23 protein-coding genes are annotated in these 22,257 nt (G+C 65.1%); 1 reads left to right on the top strand and 22 read right to left on the bottom strand.

Annotation, left to right across the window (positions count from 1 at the left end; genetic code table 11):
- Nucleotides 1-189: 189 nt before the first annotated feature.
- From ACLIJ1_RS04695 to ACLIJ1_RS04590, 22 genes are all read right to left on the bottom strand, one after another.
- Complete coding sequence (locus ACLIJ1_RS04695; RefSeq protein WP_411364311.1) at nt 190-375, bottom strand: hypothetical protein; 186 nt, start codon at nt 373-375, stop codon at nt 190-192.
- 36 nt (nt 376-411) lie between these two features.
- Entirely contained in the window at nt 412-1,602 is a 1,191-nt protein-coding gene (locus ACLIJ1_RS04690) for a PLP-dependent transferase (protein WP_411364310.1), read from the bottom strand.
- Between the two features lie 4 nt (nt 1,603-1,606).
- The gene (locus ACLIJ1_RS04685) at nt 1,607-2,131 is read right to left on the bottom strand and encodes a phosphoribosyltransferase (RefSeq protein WP_411364309.1); all 525 of its coding nucleotides are present in this window, start codon (nt 2,129-2,131) and stop codon (nt 1,607-1,609) included.
- A gap of 58 nt (nt 2,132-2,189) precedes the next feature.
- Entirely contained in the window at nt 2,190-3,578 is a 1,389-nt protein-coding gene (locus ACLIJ1_RS04680; RefSeq protein WP_411364308.1) for an adenylosuccinate synthase, read from the bottom strand.
- 13 nt (nt 3,579-3,591) lie between these two features.
- A complete protein-coding gene (locus tag ACLIJ1_RS04675) occupies nt 3,592-4,764 on the bottom strand; it encodes an ATP phosphoribosyltransferase regulatory subunit (RefSeq protein WP_411364307.1) in 1,173 nt (390 codons plus the stop codon).
- Between the two features lie 73 nt (nt 4,765-4,837).
- On the bottom strand, nt 4,838-5,035 hold the full coding sequence (locus tag ACLIJ1_RS04670) for a DUF2065 domain-containing protein (RefSeq protein WP_411364306.1): 198 nt from the start codon (nt 5,033-5,035) through the stop codon (nt 4,838-4,840).
- Between the two features lie 20 nt (nt 5,036-5,055).
- Nucleotides 5,056-5,937 (bottom strand): protease modulator HflC, encoded by an 882-nt coding sequence (hflC, locus tag ACLIJ1_RS04665; RefSeq protein WP_411364305.1) that lies wholly within the window; start codon nt 5,935-5,937, stop codon nt 5,056-5,058.
- 14 nt (nt 5,938-5,951) lie between these two features.
- Complete coding sequence (gene hflK, locus ACLIJ1_RS04660; RefSeq protein WP_411364304.1) at nt 5,952-7,304, bottom strand: FtsH protease activity modulator HflK; 1,353 nt, start codon at nt 7,302-7,304, stop codon at nt 5,952-5,954.
- Between the two features lie 56 nt (nt 7,305-7,360).
- A complete protein-coding gene (gene hflX, locus ACLIJ1_RS04655) occupies nt 7,361-8,548 on the bottom strand; it encodes a GTPase HflX (RefSeq protein WP_411364303.1) in 1,188 nt (395 codons plus the stop codon).
- Nucleotides 8,545-8,841, bottom strand: coding sequence for an RNA chaperone Hfq (hfq, locus tag ACLIJ1_RS04650; protein WP_411364302.1), 297 nt, complete (start codon nt 8,839-8,841; stop codon nt 8,545-8,547). Before hfq ends, hflX begins: the two co-directional genes overlap by 4 nt.
- A 40-nt stretch (nt 8,842-8,881) precedes the next feature.
- The gene (gene der / locus ACLIJ1_RS04645; RefSeq protein WP_411364301.1) at nt 8,882-10,216 is read right to left on the bottom strand and encodes a ribosome biogenesis GTPase Der; all 1,335 of its coding nucleotides are present in this window, start codon (nt 10,214-10,216) and stop codon (nt 8,882-8,884) included.
- Nucleotides 10,217-10,259: 43 nt separating this feature from the next.
- Nucleotides 10,260-11,402 (bottom strand): outer membrane protein assembly factor BamB, encoded by a 1,143-nt coding sequence (gene bamB, locus ACLIJ1_RS04640; RefSeq protein ID WP_411364300.1) that lies wholly within the window; start codon nt 11,400-11,402, stop codon nt 10,260-10,262.
- The gene (locus ACLIJ1_RS04635) at nt 11,399-12,064 is read right to left on the bottom strand and encodes a YfgM family protein (protein ID WP_411364299.1); all 666 of its coding nucleotides are present in this window, start codon (nt 12,062-12,064) and stop codon (nt 11,399-11,401) included. Before ACLIJ1_RS04635 ends, bamB begins: the two co-directional genes overlap by 4 nt.
- A 55-nt stretch (nt 12,065-12,119) precedes the next feature.
- Nucleotides 12,120-13,412, bottom strand: coding sequence for a histidine--tRNA ligase (gene hisS, locus ACLIJ1_RS04630; RefSeq protein ID WP_411364298.1), 1,293 nt, complete (start codon nt 13,410-13,412; stop codon nt 12,120-12,122).
- Nucleotides 13,413-13,456: 44 nt separating this feature from the next.
- Nucleotides 13,457-14,725: a flavodoxin-dependent (E)-4-hydroxy-3-methylbut-2-enyl-diphosphate synthase gene (gene ispG / locus ACLIJ1_RS04625; protein ID WP_411364297.1), complete on the bottom strand. Its 1,269-nt coding sequence runs from the start codon at nt 14,723-14,725 to the stop codon at nt 13,457-13,459.
- Nucleotides 14,726-14,757: 32 nt separating this feature from the next.
- Complete coding sequence (locus tag ACLIJ1_RS04620; RefSeq protein WP_411364296.1) at nt 14,758-15,651, bottom strand: RodZ domain-containing protein; 894 nt, start codon at nt 15,649-15,651, stop codon at nt 14,758-14,760.
- Nucleotides 15,644-16,420, bottom strand: coding sequence for a type IV pilus biogenesis/stability protein PilW (gene pilW / locus ACLIJ1_RS04615; RefSeq protein WP_411364295.1), 777 nt, complete (start codon nt 16,418-16,420; stop codon nt 15,644-15,646). Before pilW ends, ACLIJ1_RS04620 begins: the two co-directional genes overlap by 8 nt.
- Nucleotides 16,421-16,539: 119 nt before the next feature.
- Complete coding sequence (gene rlmN / locus ACLIJ1_RS04610; RefSeq protein ID WP_411364294.1) at nt 16,540-17,676, bottom strand: 23S rRNA (adenine(2503)-C(2))-methyltransferase RlmN; 1,137 nt, start codon at nt 17,674-17,676, stop codon at nt 16,540-16,542.
- 19 nt (nt 17,677-17,695) lie between these two features.
- The gene (gene ndk, locus ACLIJ1_RS04605) at nt 17,696-18,121 is read right to left on the bottom strand and encodes a nucleoside-diphosphate kinase (protein WP_411364293.1); all 426 of its coding nucleotides are present in this window, start codon (nt 18,119-18,121) and stop codon (nt 17,696-17,698) included.
- Nucleotides 18,122-18,232: 111 nt separating this feature from the next.
- Nucleotides 18,233-19,501 (bottom strand): pseudouridine synthase, encoded by a 1,269-nt coding sequence (locus ACLIJ1_RS04600; protein WP_411364292.1) that lies wholly within the window; start codon nt 19,499-19,501, stop codon nt 18,233-18,235.
- On the bottom strand, nt 19,470-20,162 hold the full coding sequence (gene scpB, locus ACLIJ1_RS04595; RefSeq protein WP_411364291.1) for an SMC-Scp complex subunit ScpB: 693 nt from the start codon (nt 20,160-20,162) through the stop codon (nt 19,470-19,472). The genes ACLIJ1_RS04600 and scpB overlap by 32 nt, the downstream gene beginning before the upstream one ends.
- A 185-nt stretch (nt 20,163-20,347) precedes the next feature.
- The gene (locus ACLIJ1_RS04590) at nt 20,348-21,373 is read right to left on the bottom strand and encodes an RluA family pseudouridine synthase (RefSeq protein WP_411364290.1); all 1,026 of its coding nucleotides are present in this window, start codon (nt 21,371-21,373) and stop codon (nt 20,348-20,350) included.
- A gap of 56 nt (nt 21,374-21,429) precedes the next feature.
- On the opposite strand from ACLIJ1_RS04590, the gene ACLIJ1_RS04585 reads away from it, so the two are divergent.
- Complete coding sequence (locus tag ACLIJ1_RS04585; RefSeq protein WP_411364289.1) at nt 21,430-22,206, top strand: outer membrane protein assembly factor BamD; 777 nt, start codon at nt 21,430-21,432, stop codon at nt 22,204-22,206.
- Nucleotides 22,207-22,257 lie beyond the last annotated feature (51 nt).

Raw genomic sequence — 22,257 nt, 5'->3', positions numbered from 1 at the left:
AGCCATCAGTGTCCTAGCATAGTAACAAGTAGTAAGTTCAACGTGTGGTCTTGTTACCTTTTTGGTATCCATCGAAAGGATGACGTACCACCTCACAACCGGATGGAAAGGCTTGGCCGTCCGTCAGCAGCAATCCCGGCAACGGCTGCGGCCCATGCCTTTGCCCAACAGGCCGGCTTGGAACCCGGTTCAGACATTGGAAGGCTGGTCTCCCTGCGCACTGCCACCGGGTTCAACATCCTGTCCAGGCACCTGATCCTCGGGTGAACCATCACCCTGCTTGCGACCTGCCTTGGCCCGAAGCTTTTCTTCCTTCTTCTGCTTCTTGGCCAGTTCGCGCTGGCGTTTTTCGTATCCGTAATTGGGAGTGGCCAAGGCTTGCTTTCGTTGGGTTGGTGGTGAGCGGAGGGTTCAGGCGTTCAGCGCCGCGAGGCCCTGCGCGAGGTCGGCACGGAGATCTTCGACACTTTCCAGGCCGATGGCAAACCGCACCAGACCGCCCTTGTGGGGCCAGGGCCGGCTGCGGATGGCCGATATGTTGTACGGTGCACAAAGACTGATCGGCCCCGCCCAGCTCCAGCCGGGGCGAAAGAGCTTCAGCCGGTCGCAGAAGGCGTCGATCCGCGCCTGCGAGAAGCGCTCGTCGAACACCGCGCTGAACAGGCAGGCCGCAGCCTTGGCATCACGGGACCAGGCTTCGTGGCCGGGCGAGCCGGGCAAGGCCGGGTGCAGCACCTGCACGACGCCGGGCTGGGCATGCATCCAGCGTGCCAGCTCTCGGGTCGCCGTGTCCTGCGCTTGGTACCGCAAGGTCATGGACGTCAGACCGCGCAGCACCAGCTCGGTGTCGTTGCCGCTGACGCCCAGGCCCAGACGCATGTGGCACATCAGCAGTGCGTGGTGCAGCGCGTGCTCGCGCGTCACCACCGAGCCCATCAGCACATCGGCGCCGCCACTGGGGTACTTGGTCAGAGCCTGCATCGAGATGTCGATGCCCAGATCGAAGGGATTGAAGGCAATGCCCGCACCCCAGGTGTTGTCCAGCGCACTGAGGATGCGGCGCTCGGCCGCACGACCTTCGGTGGCGGCACGGATCACAGCCACCAGCGCCGGAATGTCCGGATACTCCAGCGTGATCGATCCCGGTGCTTCGATCCAGACCAGGCGCGTGGCCGGGGTGATGCGTGCTGCCAGATCGGCCGGGTCCAGCGGATCGTAGTAGCGGTGGGTGATGCCCCAGTGGGCCAGTTCGCCGGCGGCGAACGACTTACCCGGGCCGTAGGCGTTGTCGGGCAGCAGCACCTCGTCGCCCTGGCGCAGGAAGCTCATGTCGACCAGAGTCAGCGCGGAAAGCCCGCTGGGTGCCAGCACGCAGTACTGACCGCCCTCAATGGTCGCAATCTTCTCTTCGAGGATGAAGGTGGTCGGCGTACCGTGCAGGCCGTAGGTGTAGCCGCTCTTGTCGGCCCACTCCTGCGTGCGCAGGGCGTGCACGTCCTTGAACAGGACGGTCGACGCCTTGTGCACGCCGGGCGCGACGGCGTCAAAGCCCTCGGGGGGGCGATAGGGGTGGTGGATCAGTCGGGTGGAAAGGTCTGACATCGAATCAGAGCTTCCACTTTTCCAGCAGCTGCGCAGGACGCATCGCGTCATAGCTCTCGAACGGCTGATGGATCCAGGGGTTCGTCGGCAGGTATTCGACCGAATAGTCCGGCGTGAAGGTCGACAGCTGCTTGGTCCAGATCACCGCGCTGCGCAGCTCGGTGATCGGGGCGTAGTTGTTCTTGAGCAAGCCGATCACCGCGTTGAGCGTGTGACCGGAGTCGGCCAGGTCGTCCACCAGCAACACCTTGCCGGCGATCTCGCCCTTGGGGGTGGTGATGTAGCGGGCGATGTCCAGGTTGCCCTGCTGCGTACCGGCGGCGGCTCGGTACGAGCTGGTCGACATGATGGCCAGCGGCACGTCGAAGATGCGCGAGAGGATGTCACCGGGGCGCATACCACCGCGCGCCAGGCACAGGATGGTGTCGAACTGCCAGCCCGACTGGTACACCTTGAGCGCGAGCTTCTCGATGAGGTTGTGGTACTCGTCGTAGGACACGTAGAGGTGTTTGCCGTCTTCGGTCAGCATGGGCGCTCCGGATGGGATGGTTGATTTTGATTCTGCATCAAAGCCTGGTGTCGAAACATCAGGCCTGGTACGGATGCTGAATCAGGATGGTGTGATCGCGGTCAGGGCTGGTCGAGACCACGTGGATCGGCACGCCGGTGGTCTCCTGGATGCGGTCCAGGTAACGCTGGGCGTTGACCGGCAGGTCTTCATAGCGCGTCTTGCCGACCGAGCTTTCGGTCCAGCCGGGCAAGGTTTCGTAGATCGGCTTGCAGCGAGAAATCTCGTCCGCACCGGCGGGCAGGATGTCGATGGTTTCGCCGTCCAGCTCGTAGCCAGTGCACAGCTTGAGTTCGGACAGGCCGTCGAGCACGTCCAGCTTGGTGATGCAAAGGCCCGTGAGGCCGTTGACCTGTGCCGAGCGCTTGAGCAGCGCGGCGTCGAACCAGCCGCAGCGCCGCGAACGGCCAGTGGTCACGCCCTTCTCCGCACCCACGGTGCTCATGTGGTAACCCGGCGTGCCTTCCTTTTCCCATTCCAGCTCGGTCGGGAACGGGCCACCGCCGACGCGGGTGCAATATGCCTTGGTGATGCCCAGCACGTAGTGCAGCAGGTTGGGGCCAACACCCGAACCTGCGGCCGCGTTGCCGGCCACACAGTTGCTAGAGGTCACGAAGGGATAGGTGCCGTGGTCAATGTCCAGCAGCGTGCCCTGCGCGCCTTCGAACAGCAGGTTGGCGCCGGCCTTGTGGGCGTCGTTCAGTTCGCGCGACACGTCGGCGATCATCGGCTTGACCAGTTCGGCCTGCGCCATTGCCTCGTTGTAGACGGCGTCGAACTGGATCTCGCCATCCTTCATATAGGCAGCGATCTTCTCGTCCCAGACCAGCTCGGCCGAGTGCAGCCAGGTCTTGAGCACGTGGTTGTGCAGCGCCAGCAGCTCGCGCAGCTTGGTCGCGAAGCGCTCGGGGTACTTCAGGTCCATCACGCGCAGCGCGCGGCGGGCGATCTTGTCTTCGTAGGCCGGGCCGATGCCACGACCGGTGGTGCCGATCTTCTCGGTGCCGGCCTTGACCTTGGCAGCTTCGCGCGCGATGTCGATGGCGGCGTGGAACGGCAGGATCAGCGGGCAGCCTTCGCTCACGCGCAGGCGCGACCGCACCTCGACACCAGCCTTTTCAAGCCCGCCGATCTCTTCGAACAGCTTGCCAACCGACAACACGACCCCGTTGCCGATGTAGCACTTCACGCCCGGACGCATGATGCCGCTGGGGATCAGGTGCAGCGCGGTCTTCACACCGTTGATCACCAGCGTGTGACCGGCGTTGTGGCCGCCCTGGAAACGCACCACGCCCTGGGCGGACTCGGTCAGCCAGTCGACCAGCTTGCCTTTGCCTTCGTCGCCCCACTGCGTGCCCACGACCACCACATTGCGCCCCGCGGCTGCGGCGCTGCTGTTCTTGCTCATTGCTAAATTCCGGTTAAAGGGATTTCACTGTCCAGGCGCCCGCACGGGCCGCATCGGGCACCAGTTCGCGGTCGCAGTGGAACTCGTTGACTTCGTGTTCGTGCCCCGGCAGGACACAGACCACGGTATGACCCTGGGCGCGCAGGGCGGCCACCGCCTCACGCAGGCCAGGCTCCATGCCCCAGGGCGAGCGGATCGCCGCCACCAACGGCCGCGGCGCCACCGCGGACACCAGCTCCTTGAGGTCAAGGCTGAAGCCCACAGCCGGGCGCTTTCGCCCGAACACCGCGCCTACTTCGTCGTACCGACCGCCGCGCGCCAGCTCCATGGCCGCACCCTGCGGGTCCTGGGCGAACACGGCGAAGCGCATGCCGGTGTAGTAGGCGTAGCCGCGCAGGTCCGCCAGATCGATGGTCACCGCCATGTCGGCCGTGGCCGCATGGCCCGCCAGCCATTGCAGGTCGTCCAGCGCCGCGTGCAACATGGGCGACGGCGTCAGTTCCTGGCGCGCGCGGGCAAGCACCGAAACGTCACCGAAGAGGCCCGGCAGTGCCCTCAGGTCGCGGCGCACACTGTCGGGCAGCCCACGGGCCAGCTCTTCCAGACCCGGCACATCCTTGCCGGCCAGCGCGGCGTGGATGGCGCGCACTGTGTCGGCCGGCAGGTTCACCGGCGCCAGCACGGCATCGATCACACGCACGTCGGCCAGGTCCAGCTGCAGGCGTTGCACGCCAGCGTGGCGCAGACAGGCCCGCGTGAGCTCAACCACTTCCAGGTCGGCCTCCAGGCCAGCGTGGCCATAGATTTCGGCGCCGAATTGCAGCGGCTCACGGCTGGACAGGGGACGATCGACACGGGTGTGCACCACAGGTCCGCAATAGCTCAGGCGCGCCACTCCCTGGCGATTGAGAAGATGCGCGTCAATGCGGGCGACCTGCGGCGTGCTGTCAGCGCGCAGGCCCAGGCTGCGGCCCGAGAGCTGGTCAACCAGCTTGAACGTCATGAGATCCAGCGCTTCACCGGTCCCGGTCAGCAGCGACTCCAGGTGCTCGACCATTGGAGGCATCACCAGCTCATAGCCATAGCCACGCGCGGTGTCCAGCAATCCCCTGCGAAGTTCTTCGATGTGGCGAGCCTCTGAAGGCAGGACATCGGCAATGTGATCCGGAAGGACCCAGGCAGACATGGGCATTTGAGGGGGCTGTTAAAAGCGCGATTTTACCGGGTGCGCAGCCCCTTCCCGGACGGGTGAGCGAGGCTCAGGTCACCAGCCACCAGACCAGGGCGCCAGCGCCCAGGCAGATCAGCCCGAAGAAACGGATCTGTCCATCCTGGAGCTTGAGCATCTCGGTGAACATTCGGCGCCAGACGCGAGGCGCCACGAAAGGCATCAGCCCCTCGAACACCAGCACCAGCGCGAGCGCCGGCCAGAACAGGTCGGCGAAAGAGGGGTCCATTCAGTCGAACGCGCTGGGCTTCATTTCGCGGCGTTGCCGCGCATGGCCTTGAAGAACTCCGACGAAGGGTCCAGCACCATCACGTCCGACTTGCCGGCGAAACTGGCCTTGTAGGCCTGCAGGCTGCGGTAGAACTGTGCGAACGACGGGTCCTTCCCGAAGGCTTCGCCGTAAAGGGATGCGGCTTTGGCATCGCCCTCGCCCTTGACGGTCTGCGCCTGCTTGTAGGCGTCGGCCAGGATCACTTCGCGCTGGCGTTCGGCATCGGCGCGGATCTTTTCACCTTCTGCAAAACCGGTCGAACGCAACTCGTTGGCCACGCGCTTGCGCTCGGCTTCCATGCGCCGGTACACCTCGCCCGTGACGCTTTCGGCGTAATCGACACGCGTGATGCGCACATCCACCACATCCATGCCCCACGGCTTGTCGGCACCCGCAACCGCACGCAGCACCTCGCGCTTGACGTCTTCCATCAGCTCTTCACGGCGGTTCGTCAGCAGTTCGTTGAGCGTGCGCTTGTTCACTTCCTGCTGGAAGGAGTTGCGCACCACGCGGTTGAGCTGCAGGGCGCCGGCGCTTTCATTCAGGCCGACGTTGCGGATGTACTGCTGCGGCTGGCTGATGCGCCAGCGCACGTACCAGTCGATCACCACGCGCTGCTTTTCCGCCGTGAGGGTCGGCTCGGTATCGCTGCTTTCCAGCGTCAGCAGGCGCTTGTCGATGTAGGACACGTTCTGCACCAGCGGGATCTTCCAGTCCAGACCAGGCTCGGTCACGACCTTCTTGATCTCGCCAAGCTGGAACACCACACCGAACTGCCGCTGATCCACCACAAAGAAGGTGGAGCTGAGCATGGCAAGCGCCACCAGGATGGTCGTGGCAATGAATCCAAGTTTGTTCATCTGGCTCTCCGGGCTCAGCGGCTTTCGCGCTCACGCGAGCGGGCGTTGTTGTTCTGCGCTGCCGGCGGTGTCACCGGCGTACTGGTCACCGGTGCTGTCGGCGCCGAGGTTGCGGCAGGAGCCGCGGGTGTCTGCGACACCTGTTGCATCAGCTTGTCCAGTGGCAGGTACAGCAGATTTGAACCTGCCTTGGTATCGACCATCACCTTGGTGACGCTGGAATAGATATCGGACATGGCGTCCAGGTACATGCGGTCCCGCGTGACCTGCGGGGCCTTCTGGTATTCGGCAAACACAGCGCGGAAGCGCTGAGCATCACCTTCGGCCTGACCAACGATCCGGGCGCGATAGCCTTCGGCCTCAGCCGCCAGACGGGAGGCAGCGCCCCGGGCACGCGGCACCACATCGTTGGCATAGGCCTGGGCTTCGTTCTTGGCACGATCCCGCTCCTGACTGGCCTTGAGCACATCGTCGAACGCTGCCTGCACCTGCTCAGGCGGGCGTACATGGGTCAGGTTGACGCCATCGATCACCACACCAACCTTGTACCGGTCGAGAATGGTCTGCATCAGGGTGCGCACGCGTGGAGCGATCTGGTCACGCTCTTCGACCAGGGCAGCATCCATTCTCATCTTGCCCACGACCTCGCGCACCGCAGTCTCCGCCGCCTTGATGACCGCAGCTTCAGGGTCGCGGCTCTCAAACAGGTAGGCACGGGCATCGCTCAGTCGGAACTGGACCACCAGCTTGATGTCGACAATGTTTGCGTCGGCCGTGAGCATGGACGACTCGCGCAAACCGGTGGCCGGCACGACGGCGTCTCGCCCGACGTCGACCGAGCGCAGCTGCGTCACCGCCACGGTTTCATGGCGCTCGATCGGGTACGGCAGGCGCCAGCGGAAGCCGGCTCCCGCGATGCCGCTGAACTTGCCAAATCGCGTGATCACAGCCTGCTGGCCTTCCTGCACGATGAAGAAGCCCGTGCCTGACCAGATCAGCAACGCCACCAGCGCGATCAGTCCGGCGCCGATGCCAGCCGACTTCGGGCTCGGGTTGAACCCCGACGAGCCACCACCGTTGCCGCCCGAACCACTGCCGCCACCCTTGTTGCCGCCCAGCAATCCACCGAGCTTGCGATTGAAATCACGCCAGAGTTCATCCAGATCCGGCGGCCCCTGATTCGGCCCTTGCGGACGCTGGCCGCGCTGGCGGCCGTCGTCGGAATCGCCAGGCTTCTGATCGCCGTCGTTGCGCGCGGACTCATCTCCCCTGCCCCAACGCGGGTCGTTCAGGTTGAACACGCCCAGCAGACGGGAGCGCCAGCCCGGTCGAACGCCGGTGCCAGAGCCGCCGGAAGGGGTTTCCATATTCACATCCATGGATTGAAAGCTCGTTTTACGGGACAAGGCCACATTGTGCCCAATCAGGGCAGCTCATCGCCTGACGCGGACTCTGCCACTGCACCGTCCAAGGGATCCCTGGGACCGGTTCGCTCCAGCACAATCGCAGCAAGGCGCGCACGCAGTTGCGGCAGGCCTTGCCCCGTCAGGGCACTAACAAAGATACGAGGCACGCTCACGCCTTCGAGTTCCATCAGGTCTTCGAGGACTCTCGGCGCACTGGCCGGGTCCATGGCGTCGAGCTTGTTGAACACGAGCACCTGCGGCACCTGATCGGCGCCGATTTCCTGCAGGACCCCCTGTACCGAGGTGATCTGTTCCAGGTGGGCGGGATTGGAGGCATCCACCACATGCAGCAACAGATCGGCATCGGCCGCTTCCTGCAGCGTGGCCGCAAAAGCGTCGACCAGTCCGTGCGGCAGGTCACGGATGAAGCCCACGGTGTCCGACAAGGAGACGGAGCGACCCGCCTCGCCGAGATACAGCTGGCGTGTGGTGGTGTCCAGCGTGGCGAAAAGCTGATCGGCCGCGTAGGCGCGCGCCTTCACCAGCCCGTTGAACAAGGACGACTTTCCGGCATTGGTGTAGCCCACCAGAGAAATCGTGAAGGCGTCGCGCCGCTCGCGCTGGCGGCGCTGGGTCGCACGCTGCTTCTTGACTTTCTCGAGCCGGTCTTTGGTGCGCTTGATGGCGTCGGCGATCATGCGCCGGTCCAACTCGATCTGGGTCTCGCCAGGGCCGCCACGCATGCCGATACCACCACTCTGGCGCTCCAGGTGGGTCCAGCGACGAACAAGGCGGGTGCTCAGATATTGAAGGCGAGCCAGTTCTACCTGTAGCTTGCCTTCGTGGCTGCGGGCGCGCTGCGCAAAGATCTGCAGAATCAGGAGGGTACGGTCGTTGACCGGCAGGCCCAGCGCCCGCTCGAGGTTGCGCTGCTGGGCCGGGCTCAGCGCCTGATCGAAGAGCACCTCGCTCGCGCCGCTGGCTTGCGCCAGCATCTTGATTTCGTCGGCCTTGCCGGACCCGACAAACAGCGCCGGGTCGGGCGCCTTGCGCTTGCAGGTGACTCGATCAGCCACGGAAAAGCCAGCGGTCTGCGCAAGCAGACCGAGCTCTTCGAGTTCATGGTCGAAATGGGGCAGACCGAAGTCCACCCCGACAAGGACAACCGACGGCAGCGTCGGAGCGGTCGTGCCTGAGGGGATCAAGAGCCGGACGGCTCGTCCGCACCGACGGCAGAGAACTGCACCGGACGGCCCGGAACGATGGTGGAGATCGCGTGCTTGTACACCATCTGGGTGACGGTGTTGCGCAGCAGCACGACATATTGGTCAAACGATTCGATCTGACCCTGAAGCTTGATCCCGTTGACCAGGTAGATGGAAACCGGAACATGTTCCCGGCGCAACTGGTTGAGGAAAGGATCTTGCAAGAGCTGGCCTTTGTTATTGCTCACGATATGCTCCGTGTTCAAAAAAAGAGTGGATAGGGAAGGCACCATACCACACCGGCGCCCGGTGCAGGAATGCCGGTGGTCCGACCTATTCCTTGAAGGGGTTGGCCGATGTTTTGAACTCGATGCGCAGCGGCGTACCAACAAGGCTGAAGGCCTTGCGGAAGCGTCCTTCAAGGAACCGCTTGTAGGCGTCGGGCACGTGTTCCAGCGAATTGCCATGGATCACGATGACCGGAGGATTCATCCCGCCCTGGTGGGCATAACGCATCTTGGGCCGGAACATCCCCACCTTCTGCGGAGCCTGAAACGCCACCGCCTCCTGCAACAGCCGGGTCAGCACTGGAGTCGTCATTTTCCGCATAGCGGAAGCCTGCGCCTGCACGATCGACTTCCAGACCGGACCCAGTCCCTGGCGCTTGCGGGCCGAGATCAGGTGCAGCGAGGCAAACTTGAGAAAGGCCAGCCGGGTTTCGATCTGTCGCTCGATCTGTTCGCGTTGGTAGGCGTCGACAGCGTCCCATTTGTTGATCGCCAGCACCACCGCACGGCCGCTTTCGAGGATGTAGCCGGCGATGTGCGCGTCCTGATCGGTCACGCCTTGTGTGGCGTCCAGCAGCAGCAGCACGACGTGGGCACTCTCAATGGCTTGCAGGGTCTTGACGACCGAGAACTTCTCGATCGCCTCGAACACCTTGCCTTTGCGGCGCAGGCCGGCGGTGTCAATCAGCTCAAACTTCTTGCCATCGCGTTCAAACGGTACCGAGATCGCATCGCGCGTGGTGCCCGGCAGATCGAACGCCACCAGGCGCTCTTCACCCAGCCACGCGTTGATCAGGGTTGACTTGCCGGCGTTCGGACGACCAGCCACCGCCAGCTTGATCACATCGTTGGCGACCTCGCTCTCTTCGTCATCCTCTTCCGAATAGCCCGGAATCGCGTCGAGCGCCATCTCCAGCATGCTGCGCACGCCTTGCCCGTGGGCGCTGGATACCGGCAGCACCTCACCCAGACCCAACTCGAAGAACTCGACCAGCTGGGCGCCCTCTTTCATGCCCTCGGCCTTGTTGGCCACCAGGATGGTCGGCTTGCCCAGCCGGCGCAGGTACTGGGCGATTTCGTGGTCCTGCGCGCTCAGGCCGGCGCGCGCATCGACCACGAACAGCACGACGTCGGACTCGGCCACGGCCTGCCGGGTCTGCTTGGCCATTTCTCGGTAAATGCCTTCGGTCGCGTCGGGCTCGAAGCCGCCAGTGTCGATGACGATGTACTCGCGCTTGCCCATGTGACCATTGCCATAGTGCCGGTCACGGGTCAGGCCCGCAAAATCGGCCACGATGGCGTCGCGGGTGCCGGTCAACCGGTTGAACAGGGTGGACTTGCCCACATTGGGCCGCCCCACCAGGGCGATCACGGGTTTCACGACAAAGACTTTCGATCAGGCCGCCCGGCGGGCGACAAAACAGTTAAGGCTGGGGACGCCAGGCGAACACGCCGCCATTGCGCGTCTGCACCACCAGTGCGGGGCCGGACAGCACAGGCGCGGCCACCACGGCAGATCCGTCGGTCGACAGGCGGGTCTGCTCGCTGCCGTCGGTGGTCGACAGCACATGCACCTGACCAGAATCGTCACCGACCACCATCAGGCGCTCCAGCGAAAGGGGTGCAGACAGTTCGCGGTACTTCAGGCGATCCAGCTCCCAGGCCTTGTCGCCACTGGCTCGGCGCCATGCAACCACACGGCCATCGGCTTCGGAGCCCAGAACCAGCTGAGCGTCGCCATGGACACCGACCACACCCTGGGCGGGCTTGTTCCACACAGCACGTCCCGAATCAGCATCGACACAGGCGACGGAAGAGTTGTAAGCACGGGCGCAAACCGAGTTGCCGACCCGGCTGACAGGCCCGACGAGATCGACCAGACGCTCCACCTCGTTGGTGCCACGGGAATTGGCGACCTGCACATCCCAGCGCGGTGCACCATTGCCCGGGCTGAGCCCGACCAGTCGGCCGGACAGGCCGGCTACCAGGGTGTCACCCACCGCGAGCAGCACGCCGGGTTGGCGCAACACCAGCGGCTCACCGGGACGAGACTGCGTCCACAGGCGGGCACCGGTCTGGCCGTCGAAGGCCAACACGCTGCGGTCGGCGGTCAGCACGAACACGCGCTTGCCGGCCACCAGCGGTGCCGTGTACGAGGCCGAGGGGAGTTGTGCGCGCCAGACTTCGCGGCCTTCGGCGATCGCCACCAACTGGTGCGACTGCGTCACCACCGCGGTGACCTGCCCGTCAGAACCCGGGCCGGTGGCCAGTGGCGTGCCCAGATTCAGACGCCACACGTCCTTGCCGCTGAGGGCGTCGACCACCGCTAACGTACCAGAACCACCGGCGAGATATACGCGCCCCTGGAGGGAGAATGGCGCGAGCGCCGATGCCGAGGCACCGACCTGGGTCGACCACATCACCTGGACCGACATCTTGTTGGCCGGCGGCGGCAGGTCGGCAGGCTTGACCTTGGCAGGACCGGAGGAACAGGCTCCGACCACGACCAGCGCAGTCAGGGCCACCAGCGAGAGTGCCCTGCGGGTCAGCGTGCGGCGGTTGTTCACTGCGCGCCTCCAGTCTTGGCGGGCGAAACGTCGACGCCCAGAGAAGCGAGCTTGACCTGCACCAGCTGGCGGTATTCGGTGCGTGCACCCATGCTGTCCCAAGCCTTCTTGTATTCAGCCTTGGCCTCGTCGGTCTTGCCCTGAGCCATGAGCACGTCACCACGGCGGTCCGCCACCAGCGAAGCAAAGCTCTCGGGCACCGGCGCCTGCAGCACTTTGAGTGCATCGTCGAAGGCCTTGGCTTCCAGATGCACCGCTGCCAATCTCAGGCGGGCCACCGCCTGATAGGAATCGTCAGAAGCACTCTCGGCTACCCAGCTCAGAGCCGCCTTGGCGGCATCACCCTTGCCGGCTTCAAACAGGCTCTGTGCCGCGAGGAGGCCACCCTGTGCAGCAAAGGTCGTGCGACCGAACTGGCTCTTCATGTCGGCGAGTGCCTGTTCAATCTTGGCCGCGTCGCGGGCCTGTGCCGCGCGATCGATTTCGTCATACAGGGCCGCGGCCTTCACCGACTGGCTCCGCTGCCACCAGTTCCAGCCGTTCCATGACGCAAAGCCGCCGAGCACCACGATCAGCACCCAGGTGATGAGGTTGCCGTACTGAGCCCAGAAATGCTTGAGCTGGTCGATCTGTTCCTGCTCTTCGAGGTCGAAATTCGCCATGGTGTCCGCGTTGGAAAAAGGTCAATGATTGTAGGCGCAGGTCCCTAAAGGAACCTCAGCCCTTGAGGCCTGGCGCCCAGGCCTGAACAGCGTCGAGCGGCTGGAGGGTCTGGGCACCCTCGCCGCCGCGGTCACCGCGCAGCGACTTGACCGCTACCATGCCCTGCTCCAGCTCCTGCGCGCCGAAGACCAGCGCGTATCGCGCGCCGCTGCCGTCCGCCTTCTTGAACTGAGACTTCATGCTGCCCATGCCCTCGGCACCACCGGCATGCATCGCGACCGAAACCCCGGTTGCGCGCAACCGGCGCAGCAGCGGCATTGCCACCGCCAGCGCGGCGGCGTCCGGGATCACCGCATACGCGTCGGGCGCCACCGGGTCGGGCAGCTTGCCTTGTTCCTTGAGCAGTTCAAGAATGCGCTCCATGCCCAGCGCCCAACCCACGGCGGGCGCCGGCTTGCCGCCGATCTGCTCGAACAGGCCGTCGTAACGGCCGCCAGCGCAGACCGTGCCCTGCGAGCCCAGCTGCGTGGTCACAAACTCGAACACCGACAGGTTGTAGTAGTCCATGCCACGCACCAGGCGCGGATTGATGCGGTAGGCGATGCCCTGGGCATCGAGCAGCCCGCGCAGACGCTTGAAGTGATCCAGCGAGCCTTCACCCAGGTAGTCCATCAGGCGCGGCGCACCGTTGACCAGCTCCTGCATGGCCGGATTCTTGGTGTCCAGAATGCGCAGCGGATTGCTGTGGAGGCGGCGTTTGGCGTCCTCGTCCAGACGGTCGACATGGCCTTCGAGGTAGGTGATCAGCGCCCGCCGGTGCGCCAGCCGCTCCGCAGGTTGCCCGAGGCTGTTGATTTCCAGCTCGATGCATTCCAGCCCCAGCTCGGCCCACAGGTCGCAGGCCAGCACGATCAGTTCGACGTCCACGTCCGGCCCTGCAAAGCCCAGCGCCTCGGCGCCGAACTGGTGGAACTGGCGGTAGCGGCCGCGCTGCGGGCGCTCGTGGCGGAACATCGGCCCCATGTAATACAGGCGCTTGCCACCGTCGTAGAGCATCGAGTGCTCGACGGCTGCCCGCACCACGCCGGCCGTGTTCTCTGGACGCAGGGTCAGCTGCTCGCCGTTGAGCCGGTCTTCAAAGGAATACATCTCCTTCTCAACAATGTCGGTCACCTCGCCCAGACCGCGGACGAACAGCGCGGTCGGTTCGACAATGGGCGTGCGCACATTGCGGTAGCCGTAGCGGCGCATCAGCGAGCGCAGGGTGTCTTCCAGCCACTCCCAGTGTGCGGACACGGGAGGTGCAATGTCGTTCATGCCTTTGACGGCGCTCAATTTCTCTGCCATGGATCTGCTCAGCGATGGGCGACGGCCTGCGCCGCCGGCGCGGTTCAGGCGGGAGTGCCGAACCGCTTCTGGATGTAGTTTTCGACGATCTGCTGGAACTCGGCGGCGATGCCGTCTCCACGCAAGGTCAGCGCCTTCTGCCCGTCGATGAAGACCGGCGCGGCCGGGGCCTCACCGGTGCCGGGCAGGCTGATGCCGATGTCGGCATGCTTGCTCTCGCCCGGGCCGTTGACGATGCAGCCCATGACCGCGACCTTCATGTTCTCGACGCCGGGATAGCGGGCGCGCCAGACCGGCATGGAAGCCCTCAGGAAGTCGTCGATCTGCTTGGCCAGCTCCTGGAAGGTGGTGCTGGTGGTGCGGCCACAGCCGGGACAGGCGGTGACGCTGGGCACGAAGGCGCGCAGGCCCAGCGACTGCAGAATCTCGGACGCGATCACCACTTCCTGCGTCCGGGCTTCACCGGGCTGGGGTGTGAGCGAGACGCGGATGGTGTCGCCGATGCCCTGCTGCAGCAGCACCGACAGCGCCGCAGCCGAAGCCACCGCACCCTTGGTACCCATGCCCGCCTCGGTCAGCCCGAGGTGGAGCACGTGGTCGCTGCGCGTTGCCAGCTCCTGGTAGACCGCGATCAGGTCCTGCACACCACTGACCTTGCAGGACAGCATGATGTTGTTGCGGTTCAGGCCGATCTCCTCTGCGCGGCGCGCGGAGTCGAGGGCCGACGTGATCAGCGCCTCGTACATCACCTGCCGGGCATCCCAAGGCTCGGCGCGCTGTGCATTCTCGTCCATCAGCCGCGCCAGCAGGTCCTGGTCCAGGCTGCCCCAGTTCACGCCGATACGGATCGCCTTGTCATGACGCGCCGCGATCTCGACCATCTGGGCAAATTGCCGGTCTCCCTTGTCCCCGCGCCCCACGTTGCCGGGGTTGATGCGGTACTTGGACAACGCCTCGGCACAAGCCGGGTGGTCGGTCAGCAGGCGGTGGCCGTTGTAGTGGAAGTCACCGATCAGCGGCACATGGACGCCCATGCGGTCCAGCTGTTCGCGGATGTGAGGTACAGCCTGAGCCGCTTCGTCGTTGTTGACCGTGATGCGGACCAGTTCGGAACCGGCCAGCGCCAGCTCCTTGACCTGGATCGCGGTGCCAATGGCGTCGGCGGTGTCGGTGTTGGTCATCGACTGCACGCGCACCGGCGCGCCACCGCCAACCGTCACCTCGTGATCGCGCCAGCGCACCACACCGGCACGGCTCTGGCGGATGCGAGGGACGCTCAGGGCGACTGGGCGGGAACCGGCGTCGGCAGACATGGAACGTTCGGGCTGGGTTGCTGTGAGCATCGTCACTTCACCTGGAATCGGGCCACGCTGTTGCGGGCAAAGGGCGAAACATCGAAAGCCTGGCCTCGCACGGTGACGGTCACGGCATCGGCACGCCCAACGACCACCGAATACGGCGGTGCAGCCGAGAAATCGACCGCATCGCCAGACTTGAGCATGCGCTGCACCTGGGTCTTGCCGGTGCCATCGACGACCTCGATCCAGGAGTCTGCCGTGGCCCGGATGTTGAGCAGGGCAGCGCCGGCCGGTGCACTGGCCACAGGCTCGGCAGCCGGTGCGGGGAGCACAGCGGGAGGCACGGACACTTCCGGTACCGCGGCGCTGGCAGGTGTTCCACCCGGCGCCACGGCAGGCGCAGGCGCCACCGTTGTGTCAGCGGCCGGAGCAGGAGGCAACACGGGCTCCACCTTGGCTTCGGCCGGGCTGGAGGCTGGCGTGAGACTGTCCATCGCAGATTTCACCGACGCGACGCTGTCGTCCCAGTCCGGCATGAACAGCAGCCCGGCAGCACCCGCCACCAGGGCCAGCGACACCATGACAGCAGGACGGCGCAACCAGTCCAGCGGGGCCAGAGACGGTGCCATCTGGGCGGGACGGAAGGGCGCGTTGAGCGCTCCCGACGGGGAGTCCAGGGAAGGCGTGTGCCCGGTCGGTATCTGGGCCAGCACCGCCGCCGGATCGATCTTCAGATGCCTGCACGCGCTAGAGGCCAGCGCCCGCGCGAAGGTGAGATCGGGCAACTCGTCGTAGCGGCCGGCTTCGAGGGCTTCGAGCTTTCGCACTGGCACCTTGAGGGCCGCTGCCAGTGCAGCGATGTGCAACCCGGCCGCCTCACGCGATTGGCGCAGCAGCACCGGGCTCGCAAAACCTGCACTCTGGCTGGGCGACTCACTCATTGAAGGCACCTCGCTGATAGGCCGCCAGTTCCTTGGAACGGGGGAAGCGGCGCTGGAGTTGCTGCGCCAGCTGATCGGCTGCCTGTGTGTTGCCCATCCGGCGCTCCACCTTGATACCCAGCCAAAGCGTCTCCGCGTTGGCCTGCTCGGAGTTGTTGATGCGGCGGATCACGAACTGGGCCTTCGTGTTTTCGCCCCGCTGAAACTCGAGATTCGCGAGGTTGTAGCCAACGAATGCATTGGACGGATCCAGTTCATAGGCACGGGCGAAGCTGCCTTCGGCCTCGCTTTTCTGCCCCGCGCGCAGCTGACAGGTACCCAGCATCATCAATGTCTTGGATTGACCGACGTAAAGCGGCACCGCCAGCGCGCGGTTGAACAGCTGGATACCCTCGGCATGGCGCCCCTGCTGGCAGGCGAACCACCCATAGTTGTGCATGATGTCCGGGTCGCGCGGACTGATCTGCATACCGCGACGGAAGCTCTCCTCGGCCAGGCCGTTGTCGCTCAGGCGCATGTAGACCAGGCCACGCAACGAATAGGCCGCCGCATAACTAGGGTCCGCCAGCAGGGCCTGCTTGATGTGGTCCAGGGCCACGGTGGTCTGCCCCTGCTCGAAGTACCCCGATGCCAGCTCGATGCGCAGGCGCGCACGCTTGCGCGCTTCGGGTTCGTCGGACTCGGTGAGCGGTTCGCCATTGCGATCGGTGTTGGCATTGACCGAGTTGTTCGCACAGGCGGCGACGGCTCCAAGCAGCAGCAACCCCATCACTGCGCGGATCAGCCGGGAGGACAGAGCCGGAGACCAGGTACCCGCCCGGGCTCGACCGCGGCGGGGTTCCTGCACGGAAGGCTCACTGGGCGACGCACGGAGAACGCTGGTGTCTGTCATGCCTGGTTTTCCTTGGCTGGGTGCACAAAACGGATCGGTTGCGCGGCGGCCCGACGGCGAGCCACCTGGGTACGGTCCAGAACATCGCCGGCCAGCTGACCACAGGCGGCATCGATGTCGTCGCCCCGCGTCTTGCGGATCGTGGTCACCACGCCGCCGTCGTTGAGGATCTTGCCGAAAGCCTGGACCACGGAACGCGGCGAGCAGCGCAGGCCGGAATCCGGAAACGGGTTGAAGGGTATCAGGTTGAATTTGCAGGGCACACCCTGCCCGCCATGCGCCTTTACCAGTTCAAGCAGCTGGCGCGCGTGCTCCGGCTGGTCGTTCACCCCGTCCAGCATGCAGTATTCGAAGGTGATGAAATCGCGCGGCGCTGCCGGCAGATAGCGCCGGCAGGCGTCCAGCAGTTCGGCGATCGGGTACTTGCGGTTGATCGGCACCAGCATGTCGCGCAACGCGTCGTTGGGTGCGTGCAGCGACACCGCCAGCGCCACCGGGCATTCCTTGGCGAGACGGTCCATCATCGGCACCACACCGGATGTGGACACCGTGAGCCGGCGGCGCGAGAGACCATAACCATGGTCGTCCAGCATCGCGCGCAACGCCGGGACCAGGGCGCCGTAGTTCTGCAGCGGCTCTCCCATGCCCATCATCACCACGTTGGTGATCACGCGCTCTGTCGTGTTCAGGTGCTTGCGCAGGAAGTGCTCGGCGTGCCAGAGCTGCGCCAGGATTTCACCCGTGGTGAGGTTGCGCGAGAAGCCCTGGTGACCGGTGGAACAGAAGCGGCAACCCACGGCACAGCCGGCCTGCGAGGAGATGCAGAGCGTACCACGGTCGTCTTCGGGAATGAACACGGTCTCGACGGCGTTGCCGTCGCCCACATCGAACAGCCACTTGATGGTGCCGTCGGCCGAGTCCTGGCGCGAGAGCACCGGCAGTCCGGTGATGGTGCAGACCGAGGGCAGCTTTTCGCGCAGGCTCTTGGCGAGATCGGTCATCTCGTCGAAGCGCGAAGCTCCCTTCTGATGGATCCAGCGAAACAACTGGACCGCGCGGAAGCGCTTTTCGCCCAGCTGTTCGCAATAGGCGGTCAAGCCCTCGAGGTCGAAGTCGAGCAGGTTGACCGTCATGTCATGGTGTTCGCGCGGATCAGCGCGAGTACACGTTCATGCCGGGGAAGAAGAAGGCAACTTCCACAGCGGCGGTTTCGGGAGCGTCGGAGCCGTGCACGGCGTTGGCGTCGATGCTGTCGGCGAAGTCGGCGCGGATGGTGCCTGCGGCGGCCTTCTTGGGATCGGTAGCGCCCATCAGGTCGCGGTTCTTGGCGATGGCGCCTTCACCTTCCAGGGCCTGGATCATCACCGGGCCGGAGATCATGAAGTCCACCAGGTCCTTGAAGAAGGGACGTGCCTTGTGCACGGCATAGAACTGCTCGGCTTCGGCGCGCGACAGGTGCACCAGCTTGGCGGCAACAATCTTCAGGCCGGCGGCTTCAAAACGGGCGTAGATCTGGCCGATCACGTTCTTGGCGACGGCGTCGGGCTTGATGATGGAGAGGGTACGTTCGATGGCCATGATGATCCTTGAATTTTCGAGTGAAAAACGGTTTTTGCGCAGTGTGGCAAAGCCCTTGATTCTAACTCGACCGATGTGACGCCTTTGTTGCAGTGGTCGAGACACGAAAGATCAACGGCCACCGGTCCGGCCACGCCCCCCGCCGCCACCGCCACCCCGACGTCCGCTGCCTGGATTTCCCCGGCCCCCGCCTTGCTCGCGTTGCCGCTGCAGCGCATCCTGTCCGATGTAGCCGAGCGAGGTCTTCAGCGGATCGGGCTGACCGCCGGCCGCACCCTGCTGCCCCTTGCCACCCTTGCCCTTGACCGAAGGCGTGCCAAACATGCTGCCGCGACGCACCGAGGGTGCGTCACCCCGGCTGCCAGCCGGGTTGCCGTAGTTGCGCCCGCCTTGCGGCCCTTGTTTGCTGCCCCGGCCCGGAGCGGCGCGGCCTGAAGGCCGCTCGGCACGCGGCTGCACGCCAGCCGCCGCCGTCAGGCGGTCAATGTCGCCCTGATCCAGCTCCAGCCAAACACCACGCTTGAGACCACGGGGCAGCATCATGGCCCCGTAGCGGATACGGATCAGCCGGCTCACTGCGTGACCGACCGCTTCGAGCATGCGGCGCACTTCGCGATTGCGGCCTTCGCCAATGGTCACCCGGTACCAGCAGTTGGCTCCCTCACCGCCACCATCCTCGATGCTGTCGAAACGCGCTTCACCGTCGTCCAGACGCACGCCATCGAGCAGCCGCTGCTTTTCGTCATTCGACAGGGCGCCAAGAACCCGCACCGCGTACTCGCGCTGCAGGCCGAAACGGGGGTGCATCAGGCGGTTGGCCAGTTCCCCCGAGTCGGTGAGCAGCAGAAGACCTTCGGTGTTCAGGTCCAGCCGGCCCACCGACTGCCATTTGCCGTGGTACAGGCGCGGCAGGCGGCGGAACACCGTGGGCCGGTTCTGCGGGTCGTCGTGCGAGACCACTTCACCGGCAGGCTTGTGATACGCGAGCACCCGCGGCGGCGGGGGCGCAATGCGCACGCGCACGGGCTTGCCGTTGACCTTGATCGTGTCGCCGTACTGGATGCGCTGGCCCACGTGGGCGGGTTCGCCGTTGACGGAAATGCGCCCTTCCAGGATCAGTTGTTCCATCTCCAGGCGGGAGCCGAGCCCGGCCTGCGCCAGCACTTTGTGGAGCTTGGGGGAATCGGCTTCGGGCAACAGCACCCGCTTGCTTGGCAGCGGCTGCTCGAGTTCCTGGTCGGCATCGAAGGCACCACTGACCACATCGTCAAAACGCAGTGCGTCGTCTGATGAAGCGCTGTCCTTCGGAGCAGGAGCGCTGGCGGACGGTGCCACCGCCGGAGCGGCGTCATTCGGGCTGGGGGGCGTCACCGGTTTCATGTGTGTCCTGGGAGTTGGCGGGGGTAGCAGATTCGGGAGGGTTTTCTTCAGGCGGCAGCTGGAACAGGCCGCCTTCTTCGTCGGCGGTGGTCGACGGGGCAGCTGGCAAGGCATCAAAGTCCAGGCGGCCCAGTGCAGACTCCTGCACTTCGCTGCTGTCCAGCGGCGGCAACTGGTCGAGCGACGACAGGCCCAGGTCATCGAGAAACTGGCGGGTGGTCGCAAACAGGGCGGGCCGCCCCACCGTTTCTCGATGTCCGATCACCTCGATCCAGCCCCGGTCTTCGAGCTGCTTGAGGATCAGGGAGTTGATGGTCACGCCACGGATGTCTTCCATGTCACCACGGGTGACAGGCTGTCGGTAGGCAATGATGGCCAGCGTCTCCATGGCGGCACGCGTGTACTTGGGCGGCTTCTCGGGATGCAGGCGGTCCAGAAACGGTCGCATTTCCGGCCGACTCTGGAAGCGCCAGCCAGTGGCCACCTGCACGAGCTCCACGCCACGGCCGGTCCACTCGGTCTGCAGGTCCGCCAGCAGCATCTTGAGGGTGTCGGGCGACACCTCGCCGTCGAACAGCACCCCGAGTTCCCGCACGGACAGGGGCTGGGGCGCGCAGATCAGGGCCGTCTCGAGGACGCGCTTGGCATCCGAGGAATTCATCGGTGGAACCTGAAAGAAAGCCTGGCGAAGGTCTTGTGCAACATGGCGGGCCGCCGCAGTCTGCTCACCCCGCATGAGGAATGGTGAACACTGGGGAATGCGCTGGCTCAGGACCGTCCGCGAGGGATGTTGGAACGATCGGACAAAGTGGAATCCGAACCCGGACCCGAAGACGCCGGGGATTCTTACCCCGGCAGCGGCCCATTGTAATGGAGCCCTGCCGCCGCCACCGAGGTCAGGAAGTCTGGCGGTGGCTCGCTGGTGAAATCCAGTGGCACTGCGGTGACGGGATGGGCCAGCGACAGCCGGACCGCATGCAGCGCCTGCCGCTCCATGCCCCAGGTCGCCTTCCCGCCATACAGTGTGTCCCCGACCAGAGGATGCCCCAGCCAGGCCATGTGAACCCGGATCTGGTGCGTGCGCCCGGTGTGCAGCTTGCAGGCAACCAGACAGGCCTGTTCATTGGAGCCAATCAGGGTGACGGTGGTCCGGGCGGGCTTGGCCCCGGTCTGGTCGGCGCGCAGAACCGCCATGCGCAGACGCTGCGCCGGATCGCGACCCACTGCCCGTTCCACTTCACAGGGCGACTCCCGCCCCCAGGAGCCGTGCCCCAGCGCTACATACTCACGACGCACCTCGCGCGCCGCAATCGCTCGCACCAGCGCCTCCATGCTGCGCCGGCTCTTCGCGACCAGCATCAGGCCTGAGGTGTCCTTGTCCAGCCGGTGCACGATGCCGGCACGCGGCAGGCTGCTGGCGCCGGCATGGTGGGCCAACAAGCCGTTGAGCAAGGTACCGCTCCAGTGCCCGGGCGCCGGATGCACGACCAACCCTGCGGGTTTGTGGATGACCAGCAGGTCGGCATCTTCGAAGACGACATCCAGCGCCATCGGCTGGGCCACGAATGCCATCGCCTGCTGGGTCGGCCGCAGCTCCACGCGCAACCGGTCACCGGCTGTTACCTTTGCGGAGGGCTTGCGGGCCTCGGTGCCCCGGAACCACACCGCCCCGTCGGCCATCAGCTGCTGCAGGTAGGAACGCGAGAACTCCGGCACCAGCGCCGCCAGGGCACGGTCAATGCGCCAGCCGTGCATGGGCGCAGGCACTTCGCAATCGCGGATTTCGGGTTCCGGCAGGCCCTCGACCAGTTCTGCATCCGTCTCGGACGAAGCGTCATCGCTCCCCCCCGTCGATATAATTTCCGAAGCCAATCCGGTGTTCCTGTTGTGAAGGTCCGCGTGTGAATCCTCGTTCGAGATTATCGGTCGTGTCCTTGGGCGCCTCTGCCCTGATGCTGGCGGTTTCCGCCTGCAGCAACACACCCGTCGACGCGACCAAGGACTGGAGCATCAACAAGCTCCTCACGGAAGCGCGCGATGAACGCGATGCCGGCAACTTCGACAAGGCGATCGATCTCTACGAGAAGCTCGAAGGCCGCGCCGCCGGCACACCGCTGGCACAGCAGGCCGAGCTCGACAAGGCGTTCTCCCAGTACAAGTCCGGCGAGCAGGCGCAGGCGCTTGCCACGCTCGACCGCTTCGTGCGGCTGCACCCAGCCAGCCCGGCGCTGGACTATGCGCTCTACCTCAAGGGCCTGGTCACTTTCAACGAGAACCTCGGTCTGTTCGGCTCCCTGTCGCAGCAGGACCTGTCCGAGCGCGACCAGAAGGCCGCCAAGGAATCGTTCGAGGCCTTCCGTGAGGTCGCAACGCGCTTCCCCGATTCGCGCTACGCACCCGACTCACGCGCCCGCATGACGCACATCGTGAACTCGCTGTCGCAGTACGAAGTGCATGTCGCCCGTTATTACGTCGGCCGCGGCGCCTATCTGGCGGCGGTGAACCGTGCGCAGACGGCCCTCAGCGACTATCCCAACACGCCCGCACTGGAAGAAGCCCTTGCCATCCTGGTGCGCAGCTACGACGCGCTGGGCATGACCCAGCTGCGCGACGATGCGCAGCGGGTGCTCAAGACCAACTACCCCAAGAGCGCCTTTCTGCAGTCCTCAGGCGGCGGCAAGAGTGCCTGGTGGAAGCTCTGGTGAATCCACGCGCTGGTTCAGGCTTCAACTTTTTTTGAACCCCTGGTCCGGAGG

Origin of the sequence: Hydrogenophaga sp. RWCD_12 (genome assembly GCF_046604225.1) — a bacterium.
GTDB lineage: Bacteria > Pseudomonadota > Gammaproteobacteria > Burkholderiales > Burkholderiaceae_C > Hydrogenophaga.
This window is presented reverse-complemented; position numbering and strand designations above follow the sequence as displayed.